Source organism: Nocardiopsis oceanisediminis (assembly GCF_048595525.1).
GTDB lineage: Bacteria > Actinomycetota > Actinomycetes > Streptosporangiales > Streptosporangiaceae > Nocardiopsis_A > Nocardiopsis_A oceanisediminis.
The window spans coordinates 3,837,954-3,859,026 of the sequence record NZ_JAFMZJ010000001.1 but is presented as its reverse complement, the minus strand read 5'-3'; the positions used below and the strand labels follow the sequence as shown (position 1 = coordinate 3,859,026).

Annotated in this window: 21 protein-coding genes and 1 pseudogene; 9 read left to right on the top strand and 13 right to left on the bottom strand. The window is 77.5% G+C overall.

Translation table 11 applies throughout. The features are described from left to right. Positions 1–12: 12 nt before the first annotated feature. Positions 13–954: a carbohydrate kinase family protein gene (locus J0910_RS17275; RefSeq protein ID WP_420159552.1), complete on the top strand. Its 942-nt coding sequence runs from the start codon at positions 13–15 to the stop codon at positions 952–954. Between the two features lie 41 nt (positions 955–995). Here J0910_RS17275 and J0910_RS17270 read toward each other — a convergent pair whose 3' ends face one another. Continuing rightward, on the bottom strand, positions 996–1,844 hold the full coding sequence (locus J0910_RS17270; protein WP_420159551.1) for an alpha/beta fold hydrolase: 849 nt from the start codon (positions 1,842–1,844) through the stop codon (positions 996–998). Between the two features lie 187 nt (positions 1,845–2,031). On the opposite strand from J0910_RS17270, the pseudogene J0910_RS17265 reads away from it, so the two are divergent. Continuing rightward, positions 2,032–2,262 (top strand): annotated as a pseudogene (locus tag J0910_RS17265) (helix-turn-helix domain-containing protein); the annotation flags it as partial. A gap of 102 nt (positions 2,263–2,364) precedes the next feature. Here the strand turns inward: J0910_RS17265 and J0910_RS17260 are convergent. From J0910_RS17260 to J0910_RS17235, 6 genes are all read right to left on the bottom strand, one after another. Next, positions 2,365–2,898, bottom strand: a complete 534-nt coding sequence (locus J0910_RS17260; RefSeq protein WP_420159550.1) for a hypothetical protein — start codon at positions 2,896–2,898, stop codon at positions 2,365–2,367. 163 nt (positions 2,899–3,061) lie between these two features. After that, entirely contained in the window at positions 3,062–3,334 is a 273-nt protein-coding gene (locus J0910_RS17255) for a hypothetical protein (RefSeq protein ID WP_420159549.1), read from the bottom strand. 89 nt (positions 3,335–3,423) lie between these two features. Beyond that, positions 3,424–3,864 (bottom strand): ester cyclase, encoded by a 441-nt coding sequence (locus tag J0910_RS17250; RefSeq protein WP_420159548.1) that lies wholly within the window; start codon positions 3,862–3,864, stop codon positions 3,424–3,426. Between the two features lie 63 nt (positions 3,865–3,927). After that, the gene (locus tag J0910_RS17245; protein WP_420159547.1) at positions 3,928–4,737 is read right to left on the bottom strand and encodes an SWIM zinc finger family protein; all 810 of its coding nucleotides are present in this window, start codon (positions 4,735–4,737) and stop codon (positions 3,928–3,930) included. Next, positions 4,734–7,787 carry an SNF2-related protein gene (locus J0910_RS17240; protein WP_420159546.1) on the bottom strand — a complete coding sequence of 1,018 codons (3,054 nt, stop codon included), beginning with the start codon at positions 7,785–7,787 and terminating at the stop codon, positions 4,734–4,736. The genes J0910_RS17245 and J0910_RS17240 overlap by 4 nt, the downstream gene beginning before the upstream one ends. A gap of 521 nt (positions 7,788–8,308) precedes the next feature. Then, a complete protein-coding gene (locus J0910_RS17235; RefSeq protein ID WP_420159545.1) occupies positions 8,309–8,785 on the bottom strand; it encodes a MarR family winged helix-turn-helix transcriptional regulator in 477 nt (158 codons plus the stop codon). A gap of 291 nt (positions 8,786–9,076) precedes the next feature. Here J0910_RS17235 and J0910_RS17230 point away from each other — a divergent pair, with 291 nt between their 5' ends. The 4 genes from J0910_RS17230 to J0910_RS17215 all read left to right on the top strand — a co-directional run bounded on the left by J0910_RS17230 (position 9,077) and on the right by J0910_RS17215 (position 11,597). Next, positions 9,077–9,484: a nuclear transport factor 2 family protein gene (locus J0910_RS17230; protein WP_420159544.1), complete on the top strand. Its 408-nt coding sequence runs from the start codon at positions 9,077–9,079 to the stop codon at positions 9,482–9,484. A gap of 264 nt (positions 9,485–9,748) precedes the next feature. Beyond that, the gene (locus J0910_RS17225) at positions 9,749–10,339 is read left to right on the top strand and encodes a hypothetical protein (protein WP_420159543.1); all 591 of its coding nucleotides are present in this window, start codon (positions 9,749–9,751) and stop codon (positions 10,337–10,339) included. A gap of 93 nt (positions 10,340–10,432) precedes the next feature. After that, positions 10,433–11,032 (top strand): hypothetical protein, encoded by a 600-nt coding sequence (locus J0910_RS17220; RefSeq protein ID WP_420159542.1) that lies wholly within the window; start codon positions 10,433–10,435, stop codon positions 11,030–11,032. 4 nt (positions 11,033–11,036) lie between these two features. Further along, positions 11,037–11,597 carry a hypothetical protein gene (locus J0910_RS17215; protein WP_420159541.1) on the top strand — a complete coding sequence of 187 codons (561 nt, stop codon included), beginning with the start codon at positions 11,037–11,039 and terminating at the stop codon, positions 11,595–11,597. Positions 11,598–11,793: 196 nt separating this feature from the next. Here J0910_RS17215 and J0910_RS17210 read toward each other — a convergent pair whose 3' ends face one another. From J0910_RS17210 to J0910_RS17200, 3 genes are all read right to left on the bottom strand, one after another. Further along, positions 11,794–12,129, bottom strand: coding sequence for an MmcQ/YjbR family DNA-binding protein (locus J0910_RS17210; RefSeq protein ID WP_420159540.1), 336 nt, complete (start codon positions 12,127–12,129; stop codon positions 11,794–11,796). 211 nt (positions 12,130–12,340) lie between these two features. Continuing rightward, entirely contained in the window at positions 12,341–13,195 is an 855-nt protein-coding gene (gene erm / locus J0910_RS17205) for an ErmE/ErmH/ErmO/ErmR family 23S rRNA (adenine(2058)-N(6))-methyltransferase (protein ID WP_420159539.1), read from the bottom strand. Positions 13,196–13,637: 442 nt separating this feature from the next. After that, on the bottom strand, positions 13,638–14,393 hold the full coding sequence (locus tag J0910_RS17200) for a TetR/AcrR family transcriptional regulator (protein WP_420159538.1): 756 nt from the start codon (positions 14,391–14,393) through the stop codon (positions 13,638–13,640). Positions 14,394–14,514: 121 nt separating this feature from the next. Between J0910_RS17200 and J0910_RS17195 the strand changes: the two genes are divergently transcribed. After that, positions 14,515–15,288, top strand: a complete 774-nt coding sequence (locus J0910_RS17195; RefSeq protein WP_420159537.1) for a siderophore-interacting protein — start codon at positions 14,515–14,517, stop codon at positions 15,286–15,288. Positions 15,289–15,448: 160 nt separating this feature from the next. Here the strand turns inward: J0910_RS17195 and J0910_RS17190 are convergent, their stop codons facing one another. Both J0910_RS17190 and thiD read right to left on the bottom strand, forming a co-directional pair. Beyond that, positions 15,449–16,399, bottom strand: a complete 951-nt coding sequence (locus J0910_RS17190; protein WP_420159536.1) for a phosphotransferase — start codon at positions 16,397–16,399, stop codon at positions 15,449–15,451. Positions 16,400–16,509: 110 nt separating this feature from the next. Beyond that, positions 16,510–17,310, bottom strand: coding sequence for a bifunctional hydroxymethylpyrimidine kinase/phosphomethylpyrimidine kinase (gene thiD, locus J0910_RS17185; protein WP_420159535.1), 801 nt, complete (start codon positions 17,308–17,310; stop codon positions 16,510–16,512). A gap of 245 nt (positions 17,311–17,555) precedes the next feature. On the opposite strand from thiD, the gene J0910_RS17180 reads away from it, so the two are divergent. Further along, positions 17,556–18,596: an NAD(P)-dependent alcohol dehydrogenase gene (locus J0910_RS17180; RefSeq protein WP_420159534.1), complete on the top strand. Its 1,041-nt coding sequence runs from the start codon at positions 17,556–17,558 to the stop codon at positions 18,594–18,596. 54 nt (positions 18,597–18,650) lie between these two features. On the opposite strand, the gene aroQ is transcribed toward J0910_RS17180, so the two are convergent. Beyond that, the gene (aroQ, locus tag J0910_RS17175; protein ID WP_420159533.1) at positions 18,651–19,208 is read right to left on the bottom strand and encodes a gamma subclass chorismate mutase AroQ; all 558 of its coding nucleotides are present in this window, start codon (positions 19,206–19,208) and stop codon (positions 18,651–18,653) included. 256 nt (positions 19,209–19,464) lie between these two features. On the opposite strand from aroQ, the gene xylB reads away from it, so the two are divergent. Then, positions 19,465–20,868, top strand: coding sequence for a xylulokinase (xylB, locus tag J0910_RS17170; protein WP_420159532.1), 1,404 nt, complete (start codon positions 19,465–19,467; stop codon positions 20,866–20,868). Positions 20,869–21,073 lie beyond the last annotated feature (205 nt).

The window sequence follows — 21,073 nt, the reverse complement described above, 5'->3', positions numbered from 1 at the left end:
TCACGGAGTCATATGGTCATCGTCTGCGGTGAGGCCCTGGTCGACATGGTCCCGGGGGAGCGGCCCGGGGACTGGCGGGCGCTGCCCGGAGGGGGAGCCGCCAACGCGGCGGTCGCCCTCAACCGGCTCGGCACCGCCGCGCCGCTGCTCTGCCGGCTCTCCGGCGACCACTTCGGCCGGATGCTCCGCGCCCACCTGCGGGACAGCGGCGTCGACCTGGGCCTGGCGGTGGACGCCGCCGAGCCGACCACGCTCGCCTTCGTCTCCTTCGACGGCGCCGGATCCGCCGAGTACGCCTTCTACCTGGAGGGCACCGCCGACTGGCAGTGGTCCCCCGAGGAGCTGCCCGGCGACGTGTCCGGCGGCTGCGTACACGCCGGCACCCTCGCCGCGGTGCTGGACCCCGGCGCCGCGGTGCTCCGCTCCTGGCTCCAGGGGCGCCGCGCGGAGACCGTGGTCTCCTACGACGTCAACGTCCGCCCCTCGGTCCTGCCCGACCGGGAGGCCTACCGCGCCTCGGCGCGGGCCTGGTGCGACGTCGCGCACATCCTCAAGGCCAGCGCGGACGACCTGGCCTGGCTCTACCCCGAGCAGGACCCGGTGGACGCCGCCCGCGCCCTGCAGGACGAGCACGGCCTGGACCTCGCGGTGGTCACCCTCGGCGCCGAAGGCGCGGCCGCCCTGCTCCCCGGCGAACCGCCGCTGCGCGCCCCGGCCCCCGCCGTGCAGGTGGTGGACACCGTCGGCGCCGGCGACGCGTTCATCGGCGCGGTCCTGGCCGACCTGGACGCCAAGGGCCTGCTCGCCGGCCCCGCCGCTCTCACCGGCCTGGACGCCGGGACCGCGGCCGGCACCCTGGACTTCGCCGCGGCCGCCGCCGCCCTGGCCTGCACCCGCCCCGGCGCCGCCCCGCCCACCCGCGAAGAGGTGGACCGCTTCCGCACGGGGGACTGACCGGTCGGCCCGGCGGGGCCGGGGCGGGAGGGGCGGCGGTCTCAGCCGAGCAGCGGGAGCAGCTGGCGCGCGAAGTCGCCGGGGGCCTCGACGGCGGCGAGGTGGCCGCCGGGGAACTCGGCGAAGGCGCAGCCCAGGCGGTCGGCGAGGGCCCGCGCGGGGCCGTAGAGCGGAACCTGGGACCGGGAGTCCCGGCCGGCGGCCAGGACCAGCCGGCCGGCGGCGGCCGCCAGGGCGTCCGGGTCGGGCAGCGAGGAGGAGAAGGGCACCAGCATCCGCCCGAGGAAGACGCCGGTGTTCTTCCGCATCCGGGCGGCCGTCTCCCGGACCTCCGGTGGGAGTCCGCCCGCCGGCGGATCCTCCTGGGCGTCCCCGCCGCCGAGTCCGGCGCTGAACCGGGCCATCGCCGCGTCCGCCCCGTCGCTGTGGAACACGTCTCTGACCTCGGCGAAGAGGCGCCGGTGCGGTTCGGGGTCGGGGAGGGCGCGGAGCAGCGGCGGCTCGTGCGCGACGACCCTGCGGACCAGGTCGGGGCGGCGGGAGAGCAGGTGCAGCGCGACGATCGCCCCGGAGCTGTTCCCCGCCACCCGGGCCGGTCCGCCGGGGGAGAACCCCTCGATCAGCAGGGCGACGTCGTCGGCCCAGACCTCGGGCCGCTGGTCGCCGGCGGGCTCGCGGAGAGGGCTGCGGGTGAATCCGCGGGGGTCGAAGGTGAGGACCGTGTAGGACTCCGCCAGGTGCGGGAGCAACCCGGCGTACATGCCCGCGTCGCCGGCCCCACCGGGGACCAGGACGAGGAGCGGCCCGCGCCCCCGCACTTCGCAGTAGATGTCGGCGCCCGGTACCCGGAGGGTCCCCGTCTCGGGTGCCGCGGATGTTCCGGCGGCCATGTCGTGTGTCCTTCCTCCGGCGGCCCCGCTCGGCGGCGCCCGCCCACTCAACCTAGGATCTCTAGGTGAAAACTTAGAGAGATGAGGCAAGGGTGTCAAAGGGAGACCGGGGCACGGGGCCGTCCGGGAGCGGAGGGGGCCGGAGAAGAGGGAGGGGCGGCCGGCCCGGCCCCGTGCCGCCGGGCGCGGCCGGACCCTCGCCCGGCGGTTCACCGAGCAGCTCGGCACCAGCCCGGGGCAGTGGCTGCTCGCCCGGCGCCTGGAGGCGGCGCGGATCCTGCTGGAGCAGACCGGCCTCCCGGTCGAGGCCGTCGCCGCCCGGGTCGGCCTCGCCTCCGCGGTCAACCTGCGCCGCCGCTTCCGGACGCATCTGGGCACCACGCCCGGCGCCTACCGGAGGCTCTTCAGCGAGACCTGACGGGGGAAGGCGGCCGCGGGCGGCCCTCCTGCCGCCACCAGGCCCATGAGCGAGACCGAGGGCGGGCGCTCCCCCGCCGGAGAGCGGGCGTCGCCGTCGGTCCTACGAGACCCGCCGCATGGCGATTCCAGCGCCCACCGCGCTGCCGGCCGCCAGCGCGCCGAAGAGCAGCAGCCACCACACGCCGATGACGTGTCCGGCGGCTGCGATCACGGCGCCGGTGCCGAGTACACCGCCGAGTCCGGCGGCCTTGCGTGAGGCGGCCGGGGCGCGTTCGCGCGCCCTCGCCTTCGCACGCGGGGAGAACGACGGCGCCGCCCAGAACGCCGCGCAGGAGACCGCGAGCAGGGCGGTGCCGGCGTCGCGCCACCCGTTGTCGACCTCGGCGAGGCCGTACACCAGCGCCCCGATGCCGGTCACGAAGACGGCGCCGAACGGGGTGGCTCCCCAGCCGGCCATGGCGTACAGGCCGGCGCACGCGGCGACCAGCAGCCCCAGCCCGATCAGGGCCGACATCACCGCCACCGCGACCGGGACCATGTACTCCGAGGGGTAGACCTCGGCGGCGCCGGGCATGGCGGCGGCCATGCCGAGCACCGGGCCCGCGAGGACGAGCCCCAGACAGAGCCGGGTCACGGTCCTCTGGAACCTCTCCCCGTCCACGGGCCGCCGCCCGCGTCCCGCCTTTTCGGACGCCTTCGACGCCATCGCGCTCCTCCGCCGGAAGACCGGCGCCGCCTCGCTCCCGCGGCGCCCCGAGTACGCTACCCGGGGAGGGGCGGGCGGCGGGGGAGAGGTCTCAGAGGCGGGGAGGCGGATCCCCCGTGTCAGGGCGGTCCTCAAGCCACATGTCGAGCTCTTCGCCGCTGAACAGCCTCAGCCACTGCCCCTCGAACTCCGCCATGAGGTCGAGGACCCCGGGTGCGAGGAACCCGTCGGGGACGGGCTCGTTCACCTCTTCCCACCGGCCGAAGCGGATCTTGGACCACACGGTGCCGATGAAGTGCGGGTCGACGATCCGGATCGGCGCGTCGTTCTCGTTGACGATCAGGCCGGCGTGCCCGTAGGCCACCAGGAGACCGTTCCGCCCGGTTGCCGGGCCGCGATGCGCGGCACCTCCCACCTCGCCCTTCCGCTCCGCTCCGCCGACCGGGGCCGCGGTCAAGCCGCCCCGGGGCCCAGGGCGCCGAGCTGGGCCATGAGGGTCGCGGCGTCGCTCACCACCCAGTACTCGCAGAACCGGCCGTCGCGGGCGCGGAGGAAGTCGGCGCCGAGGAAGCGGACCCCGGTGCCGGGGGCGGCGGTCGCACCGGGCACCCCCTCGACGTAGTCGGCGGTGAACAGCCACTGCGCGGCGATCAGCCCGTCGGCGCCGACCACCGGGCCCACGCGCACCGAGGTGCCGATCCGGGTGAACATGGCGTGCGTGGTGCGGATCTGGTCGGCGATGCCGACGGGGCCGTGCACCTCGCGGCCGGGCCAGTGGCCCACCGCGTCGTCGGTGAACAGCTCGCGGGCGATCCGGTCGAGTTCCCCGGTCGGCGCCTCCCACATCCCGGGAAGCCAGCGCCGGTACAGTTCGCGTGCCGCTGCCTCGTCCATGCCCGCATCCCTACCATCCCCCGCCGACAGCCGGCGCACCGGCGAGGAGAAGCGGGGCGGCGCTCAACCGGGCGGGGCGGTCAGCCGGGCGTACAGCGGCTCCAGCGCGTCCAGCAGCGCCTCGGCGCCCTCCGGCGGGTCGGCGGCGAACAGGGCCGGTTCCGCGCGGAGCGGCTCCTCGGGCGGGCGGGGCAGGGCCGGGGCGGCCCAGAAGGACTCCGGGTCCTCCGGCGGCGCGGAGAGCGCGGGGGCGGCCGGGAGCGGGGCGTCGGCGAACGGGCCGCCGGCCTGCTCCTCACCGCCGTCCGGGCCGCCGGGGCGGGCGTGCCGGCGCAGCCCGGAGAGGAAGTCGCCGCGCTCCCGGCCCAACCAGGCGAGCAGCAGGAACGGGTCGCCGTCCAGGTCGGCGGCGAGCACGTACAGCGCGGCGGCGACGTGCTTGCACGGGTGCCCCCAGTCCGGGCAGGAGCAGGTCGCCACCAGGTCGTCCAGGCCGCGCGGGAACAGGTCCGCGCCGAGCAGCCCGAAGACCCGCTCCACCTCCGGCGGCAGCTCGCCGGCGAGCAGCCGGGCGCGGAACAGCGGCTGCCCGGCCAGCGCCGCCGACAGCCGCTCCCAGGCCTCCTCCTCCAGCCGGGGCCGGATCAGGCTGACCCGGTAGGGGCGGGCCCGGGAGCCCTGCACCCGCGCCAGCACCTCGCCCGCGGAGACCTTCAGGCCGTGCACGGCCCCGCCGGCCGCATAGGCCCGGCCCCGCTCCAGCCGGCCCGGCTCGGCCCCGGCCTCCAGCGCCTCGAAGAACCGCCGCGACCACCACCGTCCCCGGCCGCCCCGGCCGGGCGCCTCCGCGCCGCCGCCCGCGCCGCCGGTCAACGGGCCACCGCCTCGGGGGCCAGCCGGACCGCCTCGCGCAGCTCCTCGGTGGACAGCCCGGTCAGCCACTCCTCCCCGGTGCCCACCACGCTCTGCGCCAGCGCCTTCTTCCGCTCGATCATCTCGTCCACCCGCTCCTCCAGGGTGCCCACGCACACCAGTTTGCGGACCTGCACGTCGCGCCGCTGGCCGATGCGGAACGCCCGGTCGGTGGCCTGGTCCTCCACCGCCGGGTTCCACCACCGGTCGATGTGGACCACGTGGTTGGCCGCGGTCAGGGTCAGCCCGGTGCCGGCGGCCTTCAGCGACAGCAGGAACACCATCGGCCCGTCCGCCTCCTGGAACCGGCGCACCATCTCCTCCCGCTTCGCCCGCGGCGTGCCGCCGTGCAGCCACAGCACCTCCCGGCCCAGCCGCGCCGCCAGGTAGGGGGCGAGCCGGTGGCCCAGCTCGGTGTACTGGGTGAAGCAGAGCGCCCGGTCGCCCTCGGCCAGCGCCTCCTCCAGCAGGCCCTCCAGCCGGTCCAGCTTGCCCGACCGCCCGGCCAGCGCCGACCCGTCGCCGAGGAACTGCGCGGGGTGGTTGCAGATCTGCTTGAGCCGGGCCATCGACGCCAGCACCAGCCCCTTGCGCCGGATGCCGTCGGCGTCGTCGAGGCGCTCGGTCATCTCCTCCACCACCGCCTTGTAGAGCGTGGCCTGCTCCGGGGTGAGCGTGCACCAGGTGCGGAACTCGTTCTTCTCCGGCAGGTCGGTGATGATCGACCGGTCGGTCTTGACCCGGCGCAGGATGAACGGGCCGGTGGCGCGCTTGAGCGGGTCGGCGGCGCGCCCGCCCTCGCCCTCGGCGACGGCCCGCTCGATCGCGGCGGCGCCGCGCAGGAACGCGGCCTGCGGCCCGAGCAGCCCCGGGTTGGCGAACTCCATGATCGACCAGAGCTCGCCCAGGTCGTTCTCCACCGGGGTGCCGGTGAGCGCGATCCTGGAGTCCGCGGGCAGCTCGCGCACCGCCCGCGCCTGGCGGGTCGAGGCGTTCTTGACCGCCTGCGCCTCGTCGCACACCACCCGGTGCCAGGGCAGCGCCGCCAGCTCCTCGGCGTCGCGCAGCACCACCCCGTAGGTCGTGACGACCAGGTCGGCCCCGCCGACCGCACGGGCCAGCGCGTTGCCGTGCGGCCGGGACGGGCCGTGGTGGGCGCGCACCCGCAGCTTGGGCGCGAACCGGGCGGCCTCCCGCTGCCAGTTGCCCACCAGCGACACCGGGCAGACCAGCAGGGTCGGGCCGGGCGCCGCCGCCTCGCCGGGAGAGGCCCGCTCGTCGCAGAGCAGCGCCAGCAGCTGCACGGTCTTGCCCAGCCCCATGTCGTCGGCGAGCACCGCGCCCAGCCCGAGCCGGCCCAGGAAGCGCAGCCACGAGGCGCCGCGCCGCTGGTAGGGGCGGAGCGACCCGTCGAAGCCGTCCGGGTCGTCCATCGGCTCCACCCGGTGCTCGGCGGCCCCGCTCAGCAGGTCGCCCAGGGCGCCGTCGGCGTCCACCCCGGTGACGGGGAGCGGGGCGCCGGCCGCGCCGGCGACGGCGGCGCGCAGCGCCTCCTCCCGCCGCATGGCCCCGCTGCCCCGGCGGCGCAGGAAGTCCAGGGCGGCCCGCAGGTGCGCCGGGTCGACCTCCACCCACCGGCCGCGCAGCCGCACCAGGGGGCGCTTGAGCCGGGCCAGCTCGGCCAGCTCCTCCAGGTCCACCGGCTCCTCGCCGAGCACCGCCTGGAAGGAGAAGTCGAGCAGCTCGGTGGGGCCGATGCCGCCGCCGGAGGCCGGCGGTGGCTCCTGCTCGCGGACGGTGAGGCGCAGGCCCAGCCGGGCGCCGTCCATCCCGTCCGGCAGCACCACGGCGAACCCGGCCGCGTCCAGCCGCGGCGCGGCGTCCCGGATGAAGGCGTAGGCGCCGCCGGTGCCCATGGACACCGCGGCCGGGGCCAGCTCCGCCAGCTCGTCGCGGATCGGCGGGTAGTGCCGGGCGGCGCGCTCCAGGTCGCGCAGGACCAGCGACTCCACATCGTCGGGGAGCCACGCGCCGCCCTCGCCGAGCCACATCTCGGAGAGCGGCAGCTGCAGGCTGGGGTCGGTGGAGGACTGCACCCAGAACTCCACCCGCCACACCTCGGGGGCGCCGGGGGCGCGCTCCTCCCGGTCCGGTTCGACCAGGCGGAACAGGAGCCGGGCGGCGCCGCGCGGGTCCTCGGCCCGGCGGTGCCAGGAGCGCAGCGCCGCGGCGGTCCCGGCGGCGGCCCGGTCCAGCCCGGCGCCGTCCGAGGCCAGGGCGCGGACCAGGGCGGCGGCATCGGCGGAGCGGGCCGCACGGGAGGGCGCGCCGGCCAGCCGGGTGCGCGCGGCGGCGTCGGCCAGCGCGCACAGCGCCTCATGGACCGGACCGGCCCCGGTCCCGCCGCCGGCGTCCTCTCCGGGGTCCGGGCGGTGGGCCAGGGCGGACGGGGGGAGCGCCTCGGCCAGGGCGCGGAAGTGCGCGGCGTCGGCGCCGCGCAGCACCGGGCGCCAGCGCGCGGCGGGCGCCCCGCCGTCCTCCTGCACGATCCGCGGGAGCAGCCGCCCGGTGTCGGCCAGGCGCCGCGCGAACGCCTCCACGGCGAGCAGGTGGTGCAGTCCGGGGCCGAACGCCAGGTCGCCGCGGGCCGCCTCGCGCAGCCCGGAGAGCAGCCGGGGCGCCGCCCCGGCCGGGGGCGCGAGCACCGGGACCCGCCACCGGCGCAGCCCGGAGGGGCGCGTCGCAGGGGCGCCGGCCAGGGGGCCGAGCGCGGGGGAGGGGGCCGGGGCGGACGCGGAGCCGGGCAGCAGCAGCGCGGCCTCGCCGCCCCAGCCGGCGGCGCCGGGCGCCTGCGCGGCCTCGCCGACCAGCTCCGCCAGCGCCTCGGCGGGCAGCGCGAACGGGTGCGGCCGCACCCTGGCCCGCGATCCGGTCCGTCCGGGGAGCGAGGAGTCCTCCGCCCACAGCAGCAGGCCGCCGTGGTCGCCCCATGCGCCGTGCAGGACGCGCAAACCGCCCCCAACCGATCGTTCCCCGTGTCCGGACGCCTCCCAGTATCCCGACTCCCGCCGACAGCGCGTCCGCTCGGGCGGTCCCCGGCGCTCGCGCAGCGCCTCCGGGGCGCGCTCTCTCCGCTGCCGAGGCGAGCGCCCGCAGGCCGCCGGGGGCGCCCCGGACCGCGTGCGGCCGCGGGCGCGCACCCGCGGCCCCTGTCGGCCGTCCGCTCCGGTCGCCCGAGGACCGCGCCGGCGGCGGTGGCGCCGGAAGGGCGCGGCCGTGGGCCTTCGGCGGAGGGGGAGGCCCGGACGCCGGTGCCGTGCCGTGCCGGGCCCGCGGCCTGGACCGGGGCCGGTTCCCCCGCCACCGGCGCGCACGGTGCGGAGGAAGGCAGGGGGCGGGACCTCGTCCTTCCCCGCCCTTCCGGCCTCCCGGGGGCCGGCCGGACCCGCCCGAGGAGCGAGTGCGGCCGTCCGCCGGACCCGGGCGGAGCGGGGCCGGCCGCCCCGGTGAGGTGGCGAGGGCGGGTTGGGGCCTACCCCCGCTCGGAGCGGCCTCCGCGGTCCGGCGGGTCGTGCCGGGCGGCGGTGAGCCGCCGCATCAGCCGGTGGAACTCCTCGACCTCGGCGCCGGTCCAGTCGGCGGTCAGCCCGGCGAAGACCGACTCCTGCCGGCGGTGGGCCGCGCGCAGCAGCTCGGCGCCCTCGTCGGTGACGACCAGTACGCGGCGCCGGGCGTCCCCCGGGGCCGGGGCCTTGCGCAGGTAGCCGCGCCGCTCCGCCTGCGCGGCGAGCCTGCTGGCACCGGACTGGTCGATGCCGAGCTCCTCGGCGACGGCGTTCACCGTCGCGCCGCCCTCCTCCTGCCGGGCGAGGACCGCCTCGGTGACCATGACGTCGCGGCCGCGCTCGGGGCCGGCGCCGGGGATCCGCCGGGACCAGTGCCGGACGAACCGGAAGAGCGTCCGCCCGGGGCCGGGGCCGGGGCCGGGGCCGTCCGCGTCCGGTCTCATCCGGCCCCGCCCCGGGCGGGCCCCCGGAGACCGCCGCGAGCGGGGAGTCCGAGCGGACCCGTCGCCGCGTCTCTCCTACCCGCTCCCGTTCCGGCCCGCCCGGCCGAGCGGACGCGCGCTTCCGCGCGGCCGCGTGCCGCCGGGCGCCGGGCCGCGCGGGGCCGCCCGCGCACCCCGGTTCCGGTTCCGCCGAAGTCCCGCATGGCGCGACCGCCTCCTCCGCCGAAGGGAACGTATGCTGTTCGCATAGGATAGTCCATGCGGAACGCATAGATGTTGAGAGGTGGGGCGATGAGCGCCGAGGCGGACGACCGGACGGCACGCGAACGGGGTCTCGTCGAGGAGTGGCACCGCGCGGTCAACGAGCGGGACGGCGACGCGGCCCGCCGTGTGGCCGCCCCGGACATCGAGGTCGGCGGCCCGCAGGGCGGGGCGCGCGGGGTCGGCGTCCTCCTCGACTGGATCGACCGGGCCGGGATCCGCCTGGACGCGCGGGCCTGGCACCACGTCTCCCCGGGCGTCCTCGTCGTCGAGCAGGACGCCCGCTGGCCCGACCGCGCGGACGCCGGGCCGGCCGCGCCCGCGGTGCGCACCGCCACCCTGTTCACCCTGGCCGACGACCGCATCACCGCGGCCCTCCGGCACGACGACGGCCTGCACGCGGCCCTGGAGGCGGCCCGCAGCCGGGCCCCGTCCTGACGCGGCGGGGCCGTCGCCCCGGGACCCACCGCCCCCGGCCCCACCCGGCAGGGCCGCACACCACCATCGCGGCGCGTCCGCCCCCTCCGCGGTGAAGCAGGAGCGAGGGCGGCTCTGCGATCCTCGCCGGCGGCCCTTCCAGCCCGATGATCTTGACGTTGCGGGGGTATCAGTGCCCTCTGATGCCCCCGCAACGTCAAGATCATCACGGGCGGTGCGGGGGCGGCGGGAGGACGGTGGGCAGGGGGCGCTACCCTGCCCCGCATGCCTCAGCCCGATCCGCGCCGCCGGAAGGCGGTCACCGCCGCAGTGCTCGTCCCCGCAGCCCTCATCGCCGGAGCGGGGCTGCTCTTCACTGCCCCGTCCCGCCTCCTCCCCGAGGCGGTCGGCCTGGTCGTCGCGGCGACCGTCACCGCCGCCCTGGTGTGGTGGGCGGTCCCGGGGATCCGGGCGCGCCGGGGCGGCGCCGCGCTCTTCCTGCTCGGCTGGGGCGCGTGCGTACTGGGCGCCGGGACCGGCGGAGCCGCGACCGGAGCACTCGACGGCGACCTCCTCCCGGGCTCCGGGATCACCTGGGGGACCGAAGAGGACTTCGGATGGTTCGCCTACGCGCCCGGGGGAGGGCAGGAGGCCGGCTGGGACTACGGTGCCGCCGGGGCGGCGGAGGAGGACGCGCCGACGGACCTCCGGTTCATGAGCGCCACCGCGTTCGCCGAGGACCACCAGAGGTTCCCCCAGGGCGTCGAGAGCGCCTGGTACCTGGGCTGGGTGCCGGCCCTGGCGGGGGTGGTGGCCTACCGCCGCTCCTCCGACCCGGCCGACCCGGCCGCCCCGGCGGACCCTGCGGGGGACTGAGAACGGGGACTCGGAGCACCGCGGGCCGGACGGAGGCCGCGCTCCCGACCTCGCCTGATGCGGCGGGTGCGCCGGGCCGCTAGCCTTCCCCGCATGCCCCGACCGGACCAGCGGGACGCACGCCGCACGGCGGTGCTCCTCGCCGTACTCGCACCGACCGCCGCCATCGCCGCCTGGGGGCCGCTCACCGCGATGCCCTTGGACATACCCGCGGCGCTGGCCGGCGCCGCGCTGGCGGTCGCCGTCACGGCGGGACTGGTCTGGTGGGGGAGCGCGGGCATCCGCCTGGAGCGCGGACTCGTCGCGCTCTTCCTGCTGGCCTGGGGCGCCTGCGTGCTCGGCTCGGCCGCCGGGGACGGCCTGGAGAAGACGTTCAGCCGCTCGGGCCCGATCTTCTCGGGCGGGTGGGGCACCTCCGGAAGCTTCGGATGGTTCGCGCACACCTCCGACGAATCGTTCGATCCGGTGGGAGCGGCCCGGCTGGAGGGGAAGCTGTTCTCCGAGGCCGGAGCCGCCGAGCTGCACACGGACGAGCCGACGGGCTGGTGGACCGCGTTCCTGCCGGAGGGGACGGCGGACGGGGCGATCGTCTTCGGCTGGCTGGCCGGCGCGGCCGCCGTGGCCGCCCACTGGCGGACCGCGCCCGCGGACGGCCCGGCCGGCCCCGGGCGGACCGAACCGGAGGAGGACTGATCCCGTGCCCCGCTACCTCATCGTGCACGACTACGGGATGGGCGGCGCGTGGTCCTGGGTCCGCGCCGGGTCCGCCGAGGCGGTGCTGGACGCCTGCGCCGAGGTCGAAGTGGTCACCGACCCCGAGGTCATCGCCGGAATGGAGGGCGACGCGGACCTGGAGGAGGCCGACCTGCACGACCCGCCGCAGGGGTCGCTCGTCGCGGCCCTGCGCGCCAAGCGCGACGCCTACCGGCACCTGCCCGGCTACGGCGAGCTGGCCGGGCGCGAGCGGGTCCACCTGCGCTGGGACGAGCGGGAGGGCGGCGAGCAGGAGAGCGTCTTCCTGATCGAACTCGGCCCGGACACCCGCCAGCTGCGCAACGTGGAGCTCCTCCCGGACGGCGGGAAGGTCCGCCGCCACATGGCCGACTGGCCGATCAACCCGCCGACGGACCTGCACGACCCCAGGTACCTGGCGATGGAGATCGGAGCCGGGGAGTTCGAGGCGGCCTGGCGCTCGGCCCGCACCGAACCGGGCTTCGAGGGACCCGGTGAAGAGGAGTCCGGCGGGGAAGAGGGCTGACCCGCGCCCCCGCGGCCGCCCCGGGCGCCGCCTTCCTCCGCGGGGCCCGCGCTCCGCAGACCCGGCCGCTTCGCGGCGGAGCCGCCCCGGTTCCGCCCCCTCCCGCGAGCATCCGCGTCGGAGGGGCGGCGGGGAGGCGGAGCGAGGGCCCCGCCCCGGGCCGTTCCGCGCCCGCGCCGCCCTCGGGAGGGCCCGCTCACCCGGGCGGCCGCCGGAGCCGCTTCGGGGCGCGGGCCTCCCACGCCTCGGCGAGCAGTTCGGCCGGCTCCCCGGTGCCGACCCGGCCCAGCCGGACCAGGACGCCGGCGTGCCCCCGGTAGTGGTCGGTGGTGAAGAACTTCTCCGGGTCGGCGTCCAGCAGGACCTGGCGCTCCTCCATGCTCGCGCGCCAGCAGACCAGCACGCCGGGCTCGTCGTGCAGGCGGGCGAAGATCCTGCCCGAGACGTAGAACGCCGGGGTGCCGTAGCAGGGCCGCTCGGTCACCTCCGGCAGCGCGGTGGCCAGTCGGCGGACGTCGTCCTCGGTGCTCACGGTCGGTCCCTTCGGTCGCCGTTCCGTTGCGGTCCCATCGCAGAGCCGCCGCCGGGGCGCCCCGCCGCCCGGACCCCGGGGCCGCGCCGCCGCGCCGCCGAGGCGCCGGCGGACCGCGCCCGGGCGGCTCCCTCCCCGGCCCGGTCCGGCCGGCTCCGGGGAGGGGCCGGGCGCCGGGGCCGCCGTCCTCGGCCGCCGGCGCCCGGGGCGGTCAGCGGGTCCGCTCGGAGGCCCGGCCTCCGTCCCCCTGTTCTATACCGAGCAGGTGGCAGGCGAGCGTGACCCACTGGTCGGGGGAGGCGAACGCGACCACGGTGCCGAACGGCACGCCCGCGGCGCGCAGGGCGGCGTCCACCCGCTGCCCGGGGTGGGAGCGGCGCAGCGAGGCGCGCAGCGAGCCGCCCGTGCCGGTGAAGCCCTCCGCCACCAGCTTCCGGTACTCGCCCAGCATGCTCCCCGGGATCAGCGGCCGCTCCCTGCGGGCCAGGTGCAGGATCCCGCCGTCGACCCGGGGGACCGGGTGGAAGCGGTTCCGCTGCACCCGGCCGGCGAACCGCCACTCCAGCTGCGGCCAGGTCGCCACGGTCAGCTTCGACCAGCGGCCGGCCGCGCCGGTGCGCTTGCGCGCGTACTCCAGCTGGGTGAGGAGCGCGGCCGAGGACAGGGAGCGGGCGCGCAGGCACCATTCCACGATGTCGGCGGTGCGCGAGTAGGGGATGTTGCCGACCACGGAGAAGGACTCCCGGGGCGGCTTCGCCCGGAGGAAGTCGGCGCCGCGCACGTCGACGCGGGGGCGGTCGGCGTAGCGCTCGGCCAGCCGGGAGGCGAAGGCCGGGTCCAGCTCGTAGGCGACCACGTGCGCGGGGGTGCGGGCCAGGTGCCGGGTGATCATCCCGTCCCCGGCGCCGACCTCGAGCACCAGGCCGCCCGGGGCGGGGTCGGCCAGCCGTACCAGCCGGCGGGCGACCGAGGCGTCGGTGAGGTGGTTCTGGGAGAGCGTGCGGCGGCGTCCGCGCGCTTCGGGCGTACTGCTGCGGTGGCCGTGCGGCCGGTGCGTGTGCACCACTGAGGGTCCGTTCCTGCCGCCGCGGTCGCGGCGGCCGACAGGGACGGGGGTGCGGGCGGGTCCTGGGAACGCGCTCCGCGCCGCCCGTCCGGTGCTCGTCAGACATGGCGAACGGGCCCGGACCGGGGCGGCGGGGCGTCAGAGGGCTGCGGTGCTCAGCCCGCCGGCCGCGGATGCGGCAGCGGGCGGGAGGGCACGGCGCAGCGGCGCCTCGGCGGAGGAGGCGCGGGGCGTCGGAGTCGGCGCGAAGGCCGGCTCAGGAGAGGACGCCGGGCACCCGGTCCGGGGCTGCGGACCGGTGGCGGGGGTAGTACAGGGGCATCCCGCACCGGGCCGTGCCGACGGAGCGGGTCATGAACATGGCACACATAGCGCCTGCGATTCTAGCGCCGATGCGCCGGGTGCGGGCGCCCATCGCCAAAGTCCCCCGCGTGCTCCGGGGTCACCGGGGTGAGGGCTCCCCGCCCTCGGGGGCGTACTCCACACCCAGGTCCCGGCAGAGGGCCCGCAGCCGCCCCTCGAAGACCGGCTCCAGGTCGGTGTAGGCGAAGTCCAGCTGCCCCAGCGCCTCCATGACCAGCAGGCCGTACAGCCGGATCCAGCATTCGAGGAAGACGTGTACGGCCTCGGGCGGCAGCAGGCCGCCGATCCGCTCGGAGTACTCGGTGAGCTGGCGGCGCAGGGCCTCGGGGTGCTCCCGCAGCGGGGTGGCGGGGAAGGGGGCGTCGCGCCAGATCTCGGCGATCAGGTCGAGGAAGACCTGGCCGAAGCTCTCGGCGGCCCGGTGGACCGGGGAGCCGGGGGAGCGGCGGTCCTGCTCCGGGGCGGGGCCGGCGAACATCCAGCGGAACTCGGCGGGGTGCGCCACCGCCCAGGAGCGCATGGCGCGGCAGGAGGCCAGCAGCCGGTCCGCGGCGGGCCGGTCGGCCAGGGCGTCCCGGGCGGACCGCATCGCCCCGGTGAGCTCGGCGTAGAAGTCGGCGGTGACCGCTTCCAGCAGCGCGTCGCGGCCGTCGTAGTAGCGGTACAGGGCGGGGCCGCTCATCCCCATCCCGCGGGCGACGGCGTTGACCGTGACCGCCTCGGCGCCGCGCTCGGTGAGCAGGGCGCGCGCCGTCGCCCGGATCTCCTCCCGGGTGGCCCGGCGGACCCGCTCGCGGCGTCCGGATCCGGTCTCTCCGCTGGTCGCATGGGGCATCGCTGCGGCTCTCCGCCTTCCGTCGGCAGTCCTGGGGGCGCGGTACGAGGATAGAGGGTCTAGATTGAGTTAGAGGCTCTAACTAAGATGAAGAGCTCTAACCGATGATGGAGGAGGACCGATGAGCATGCAGCGCACCCCCGCGCGCAACCCCCTGGCGCGGGTCTTCGCCGAGCACTTCGCGGAGGGCGAGGTGGCCGAGGTCGAGCGGGTCGCCCCGTCGATGCTGCGGATCCGCATCGCCTCGCCGGAGCTGGACAGGCTCTCCTGGGAGCCCGGCCGGCACGTGCGGGTCCAGATCAACGACCCGCTCTCGCTGTACGGGATCGTGCGCCCGAAGGAGACGCTGCGCACCTACACCGTCTGGGAGTTCTCCGCGGAGGACCGGGCCTTCGACGTCCTGGTCCACCTCTACGCACCCGAGGGCGAGGGCGGGATCGGCCTGGCCTGGGCGCGGGCGGCCGAGGTGGGCGACCGGGTGGTCTTCTGGGGGCCGCGCGGCGACTTCGCGGTGCGGCCGGAGGCCGGGCACCACCTGTTCGTCGGGGAGGAGACGGCGACCGCCGCCTTCTGGCCGATGGTGCGCGCGCTCGGCGGCGGGGCCGAGGTCCGCGCCGTGCTGGAGAGCGCGGACGGGCGGGACGAGCCGCCGTTCCCCGAAGGGCACTCCGTGGTCCGGGTACACCGGGGAGGGGCGCCGGCGGCCTCGTCGCGCACCCTGGTGGACGCGCTGGCCGGCGTCGATCTCCCGGACGCCCCCGGGGCGGCCTATGTGGCGGGGGAGGCCCGCACCTGCCAGATGGTCCGCCACCACCTGGTCTCGGTGCGCGGCTGGCCCCGGGAGGACGTCCGCACGGTGCCCTTCTGGACCCCGGGGAAGCGCGGGCTGCACTGAGCCGCACGTCGGGAGGGAAAAGGGGAGAGAAGTCCGGTTTGTGAATCTACGCGGTAAAGGTCGTGGTTTTCAGACCCCAGCAGGAGAAGCACCGGAGAACACCCCGGGCACCACCGGCCCGAACCGGATCCGGAGAACGCCGGATCCGGTACCCCCGCCCTCAGTCGGCCAGGCCGCCCGCGAACGGCATCGCCCGCCACTGCCCGATGGCCGGCTCCACGAACTCCACCAGCGCGGGCAGCTGCGGTTCGAGCGCGAGGAGGGCGATGGCCCGCATCATCCCCACCGCGTTCACGAAGCCCAGGACGCCCGCGTCCAGCGGGCGCATGCCGTTGCGCCGCGCGCCCCGGTCGTAGGCGGCCTCCAGCTGCGGGCCGAGGCCGGCCAGATCCCACTCGACGGGACCCAGGGTGACCAGCTCGAAGTCGGAGTAGAGGTCCCCGTCGATCCCGGGGAAGACGTTCGCGGGCGGGGAGTCGCCGTGCACGGGCCGGACCTCGATGCCCGGGAACCGCTCCTCGAACGCCGCGCGCGAGCGGACGAGCGGCTCCAGCACCCGCCACTCGCGGTGCGCGCGGTCCAGGTCGGCCCGGCCGATGAGGTCGGGGCGCTCCTCCAGCAGGGCGAGGTGCTCGGAGACGAACCGGGGCTCGGCCGCGGACAGGAACGACAGCTCGCCCGGGTAGCCGCGCATCGCGGCGTGCAGGTCGGCGACGCTCTCGGCGTTGGCCGCGTAGTCGGGCTCCCGGCCCCGGTCCTCCTCGGTGAACCGCCAGAACGTCATGGAGAACCCGCCGTGCCGGACCGGCTCGCGCGGCACGAGGGGGCTGGGCGGGATCACCGGGGTGCCCTGCTCGTCGAGCCACCGGGCGACGTCCAGCTCCGCCTGCTGGCGGCGGGCCAGGGAGCCGGGGTCCTCGCTCTCCGGCAGGACGACGGGGATCCGGGCCACGACCGGCGCGGGGGACAGGCGGACGACGACCGAGAACACGTCGTGCAGCACCCGGGCGTCGGTCACGGTGAGGCCCAGGGCGCGCCCGGCCCGCACGGCCGCGTCGACGGCGGCGGAGGTCCGGCGGGCGATCCGCTCCGGTGTCATGGAGGTGCTCATGGCGCGATCCTCCCACGTCGGAGCGGCCGGCCCGGGGCGCCGGCGGCCTCGGTGCGACGAGCCGCGGGGGCCGGGGCGGGGCGGCCGGGCCCCGCCCCGGCCCCCGCGGATCAGCCCTGCGGGGCGATGGGGACCACCGACGCGAAGGGGGCGTGCGTGGTCAGCCGCTGGGCGATGCCCTCGCGGACCATCCGCTTGGCGGTGGCGGCGGCCTCGCCCACCTCGGCGCCCTTGGCCAGTTCGGCGGTGATCGCGGCGGCGAAGGTGCAGCCCGCGCCGCTCACCCGCTCCCGGCCGATCTTGGGGGCGCGCAGCACGGTGGTGTTCTCGCCGTCGAAGTGGACGTCGACCGCGTCGGGGCCGGGCAGCTCGGTGCCGCCCTTGGCGATCACGTGCCGCGGGCCCAGGGCGTGGATCCGCCGCGCGGCCTCCACCAGGTCCTCCTCGGTGTCGATGCGCTCCATCCCGGCGAGGGTGCGCGCCTCGAAGTGGTTGGGGGTGATCACCGTGGCCAGCGGGAGGATCTGCGAGGTGAGGGCCTTGTCGGTGTCCAGGGCCGCGCCGAGCTCCTGCCCCTTGCAGATCAGGACCGGGTCCAGCACCACGTGCCGCCAGGGCCGGGCGCTCAGGGCCTTGGCGACCACGTCGATGGTGTCGGGGGTGCCGAGCATGCCGATCTTGACGGTGTCGAGGTCGTGGCAGGAGGTGGCGGCCTCGATCTGGTCGGCGATGACGGACGGGTCGACCGGGACGAACCGGTGCGCCCAGCCGTTGCCGGGGTCGAAGGAGACGATGCAGGTGATCGTCCCCATCCCGTAGACGCCGAGTTCCTGGAAGGCCTTGAGGTCGGCTTGGATCCCGGCGCCGCCGGTGGCCTCTGACCCTGCGATCACGTACGCGCGGTTGGTCATCGGACACCAACCTTCCTATGCATGTGTTCCGTTGCTCGCCTCGGGAGCCGCCGCGGGCTCTCCGAGCTGTGGACATTGCATCACAGACCAGGAGGGGTCCGGCCCGCGGGCCGCCCGGGGAGGGGCCGCGGTGGCCGCTCCTTGAAGTTCCGCTGGGGTCGCCGAGGAGCCGGGAGGGGAAGACCGGTTGCCGACGGGTGCGCGGCCCGGCGCCGCGCGGCGCCCGATGCGACGGAGGTGGAGCGATGCGTGCCGTGCAGTACCTGGAGGCCGGGCGGGCCCCGGAGGTGGTGGAGGTGCCGGTCCCCGAGCCGGGACCGGGGGAGCTGCTGCTCAGGGTGACGGCGGCGGGGGTGTGCCATTCCGACCTGGCGGTGATGGCGCTCCCCGCCGACCAGCTGGGGTACCCGCTGCCGCTGACGCTGGGGCACGAGGCCGCGGGCGTGGTGGAGGCGGTCGGGCCGGGGGTCGCCTCGGTGCCGGTGGGCGAGGCGGTGCTGGTGTACGGGCCGTGGGGGTGCGGCCGGTGCCGGGAGTGCTCGCTGGGGCTGGAGAACTACTGCGCGCGCGCCGAGGAGCTGGGCATCTTCCCGCCGGGGCTGGGGCGGCCGGGGGCGCTGGCCGAGTACATGCTGGTCGACGACGCGCGGCACGTGGTCCCGCTGGGGGACCTGGACCCGGTGCGGACGGTGCCGCTGACCGATGCGGGGCTGACCCCCTACCACGTGATCCGGCGCTCGGCGGAGCGGCTGTACCCGGGCGGCACGGCGGTGGTCATCGGCGTGGGCGGGCTGGGGCACGTGGCGGTGCAGCTGCTGCGGGCGGTGACCGGCGCGGAGGTGGTGGCGCTGGACGTGCGCGAGGAGAGCCTGGAGCTGGCCCGGAAGGTCGGCGCCCACCACGTGCTCCGCTCCGGCGAGGGCGCGGTGGAGAAGGTGCGCGAGCTGACCGGCGGCGCCGGGGCGCAGGCGGTGCTCGACTTCGTGGGCGCCCAGCCGACGGTGGAGCTGGGCGCCCGGATGCTGGCCAAGGACGCCGGACTGGACGTGGTCGGGATCGGCGGCGGGGCGCTGCCGGTGGGCTTCGGGACGGTGCCGTACGGGACGGCGGTGCGGAGCACCTACTGGGGCGGCCGCTCCGAGCTGCTGGAGCTGGTCGACCTGGCCCGGCAGGGCGCGGTGGGGGTGCACGTGGAGCGCTACCCGCTGGAGCGCGGGCCGGAGGTGTACGAGCGGATGAAGGCGGGCCGGATCCAGGGCCGCGCGGTGGTGGTCCCGACCGACTGAGCGGCCGGGGATCCGTGCGGCCGGCGGGGCCGGGCCCGCCCTGGTGACCGGGGTTCAGCCGCAGGCGGAGGCGAGGGCCCGGCGCAGGGCGGCGGTGTGCAGCGGGTCGAGGCCGTGGCGGCGGGCGGCGGCGCGGGTCTGCCGGTCGGCGGTGCGGGCGCAGGCGGGGGAGGCGCGCTCCTCGGCGGAGGCGGCCAGGGCGGCGATGAGGCGCCGGGTGGCGGCGTCCAGGCGGGGGCGGACCTCGGTGAGGCCGGGGGCGTCGCGGGGGCCGAGGCCGGGGCGGGCGGCCCAGCGGGCGTGCAGGCCGCGCTGGAGGATCTTGCTCGCCTCGATCTGGTCGCCGACGACGGCGCGGGCGGTGCGGGCGGGGACGCCGGCCGCGGTGGCCTGCGCGGTGGTGTCGCGCAGCACCTGGGCTTCGCGCTCGGGGTCGTCGATGGGGGTGCCGGCGGCCCATTTGGCGGCGGCGATGTCGCGGGAGACGGAGATCCGCTCGGCCGCGGCGTCGGCGAGGCCGGCGATGCCGCCGGCGCGGGCGTGCGCGGGCGGCGCCAGGGCGGTGCCGAGCGCGGTGATCAGGGCGGCGAGGGCCGGGGCGGGCCGGGGCACGGGTCCTCCAGGGGGTGCGGTGCGGATGCGCGGGGCCGGGCCCGGTGGGGCCGTGCGGCGGGGTTCGGGCCGCCTCCACTCGGATTCAGCACGGAAAGTACACGGACGGGGACCCTGGGTGCAAGCGGGTGCGGCGGGGCGCCGGGCCGGTGTTGACCGGCCTCGCGCGGGGTGGGAAGACTGGCCCGCGGCGGGCGGTGTGTCCGGTTGGCTCCCCTGCCCTCCTCGTTCTCCGGTTTCCCCTCGGGAGGTTCCCATGCGGCTTGTTGCGGGTGTCGACTCCTCGACGCAGTCGACCAAGATCGTCGTGCGCAGGGCGGAGGACGGTGTGCTGGTGCGCAGTGCGCGGGCGCCGCACCCGGAGGGGACCGAGGTCGATCCGGAGGCGTGGTGGCGTGCGCTGGAGGAGGCGGCCTCGGGCGGGCTGATGGACGGGGTGGAGGCGGTCGCGGTCGCCGCCCAGCAGCACGGGATGGTCGCGCTGGACGAGTCGGGGAAGGTGGTGCGGCCGGCGCTGCTGTGGAACGACACGCGCTCGGCGGGCGCCGCCGCCGACCTGGTGGCGGAGCTGGGCGGCCCGGAGGCGTGGGTGCGCGCGGTGGGCAGTGTGCCGGTGGGCAGCTTCACCGTGTCCAAGCTGCGGTGGCTGGCCGAGCACGAGCCGGCGGCGGCGGAGCGGACGGCGTCGGTGGTGCTGCCGCACGACTGGCTGACGTGGCGGCTGACCGGAGGGGCGGAGCCGGTGACCGACCGGGGCGACGCCTCGGGGACCGGGTACTTCTCGGCGGCGGACGGCGCCTACCGGCGGGACCTGCTGCGCGCGGCGCTCGGCCGGGAGGCCGGGGTGCCCCGGGTGGCGGCGCCGGGGGAGGCGCTGGAGTGCGCCCCGGGCGGGGCCTGGCCGGACCTGCGGGTGGCCGGCGTGGGCACCGGCGACAACATGGGGGCGGCGCTGGGGCTGGGGATCGGCCCGGGCGACGCGGTGGTGTCGGTGGGCACGTCGGGTACGGCGTTCGCGTCGGTGGGGGCGCCGGTGGCCGACCCGAGCGGGGCGGTGGCGGGGTTCGCCGACGCGGCGGGCGGGTTCCTGCCGCTGGTGTGCACGCTGAACGCGGCGCGGGTGCTGGACGCGGGGGCGTCGGCGCTGGGCGTGGGGCGCGAGGAGTTCGACCGGCTGGCCCTGTCGGCCCCGGCCGGGGCCGAGGGGCTGGTGCTCCTGCCCTACCTGGAGGGGGAGCGCACCCCGAACCTGCCGGAGGCGCGGGGGCGGCTGGACGGGGCGGCGGTGGGCAACCTGACGCCGGCCAACCTGGCGCGGGCGTTCGTGGAGGGGATGCTGTGCGGGCTGGCGGACGCGGTGGACGCGCTGTCGGCCAACGGGGTGCCGGTGGAGCGGGTGCTGCTGATCGGCGGGGGCGCGCGCTCGGAGGCGGTGCGCTCGATCGCGCCGCGGGTGTTCGGCCGCCCGGTGGCGGTGCCGGCGGAGAGCCAGTACGTGGCGGACGGGGCGGCGCTGCAGGCGGCGTGGGCGCTGTCGGGTGCGGCGGAGCCGCCGGTGTGGGGCGCGGCGGGCGGTGTGGAGGTGCGCACGGGTGACCCGGTGCCGTGGGTGCGCGAGCGCTACGCCGAGGTGCGGGCCGGCCTGGAGGGGCAGGGCTGACCGGGCGCCGGGCGCGCGCCCGCGCGGGAGCGCCGGCCGGGGCCGGTCCGGGAGCCGGGGAGCGGCCGCCCCGACCGGTGGGGCGGGCCGGCCGCCGGCCCCGGCGCACAGCGGTCGGTGAACCGGGGGAGGAGCGGGAGCGCCCGCTGGGCGGCCGCCGCGGCGATCGGCCCGAGGGGCGCCGCCGGAGCCGGTGGGGCGGGCC

Excerpts from the sequence above, each read along its gene's own strand:
- J0910_RS17275 (WP_420159552.1), top strand. The coding sequence starts at position 13 with ATGGTCATCGTCTGCGGTGAGGCCCTGGTCGACATGGTCCCGGGGGAG.
- J0910_RS17270 (WP_420159551.1), bottom strand. The coding sequence starts at position 1,844 with ATGGCCGCCGGAACATCCGCGGCACCCGAGACGGGGACCCTCCGGGTA.
- J0910_RS17250 (WP_420159548.1), bottom strand. The coding sequence starts at position 3,864 with ATGGACGAGGCAGCGGCACGCGAACTGTACCGGCGCTGGCTTCCCGGG.
- J0910_RS17235 (WP_420159545.1), bottom strand. The coding sequence starts at position 8,785 with ATGAGACCGGACGCGGACGGCCCCGGCCCCGGCCCCGGCCCCGGGCGG.
- J0910_RS17230 (WP_420159544.1), top strand. The coding sequence starts at position 9,077 with ATGAGCGCCGAGGCGGACGACCGGACGGCACGCGAACGGGGTCTCGTC.
- J0910_RS17225 (WP_420159543.1), top strand. The coding sequence starts at position 9,749 with ATGCCTCAGCCCGATCCGCGCCGCCGGAAGGCGGTCACCGCCGCAGTG.
- J0910_RS17220 (WP_420159542.1), top strand. The coding sequence starts at position 10,433 with ATGCCCCGACCGGACCAGCGGGACGCACGCCGCACGGCGGTGCTCCTC.
- J0910_RS17200 (WP_420159538.1), bottom strand. The coding sequence starts at position 14,393 with ATGCCCCATGCGACCAGCGGAGAGACCGGATCCGGACGCCGCGAGCGG.
- J0910_RS17195 (WP_420159537.1), top strand. The coding sequence starts at position 14,515 with ATGAGCATGCAGCGCACCCCCGCGCGCAACCCCCTGGCGCGGGTCTTC.
- J0910_RS17190 (WP_420159536.1), bottom strand. The coding sequence starts at position 16,399 with ATGAGCACCTCCATGACACCGGAGCGGATCGCCCGCCGGACCTCCGCC.
- thiD (WP_420159535.1), bottom strand. The coding sequence starts at position 17,310 with ATGACCAACCGCGCGTACGTGATCGCAGGGTCAGAGGCCACCGGCGGC.
- J0910_RS17180 (WP_420159534.1), top strand. The coding sequence starts at position 17,556 with ATGCGTGCCGTGCAGTACCTGGAGGCCGGGCGGGCCCCGGAGGTGGTG.
- xylB (WP_420159532.1), top strand. The coding sequence starts at position 19,465 with ATGCGGCTTGTTGCGGGTGTCGACTCCTCGACGCAGTCGACCAAGATC.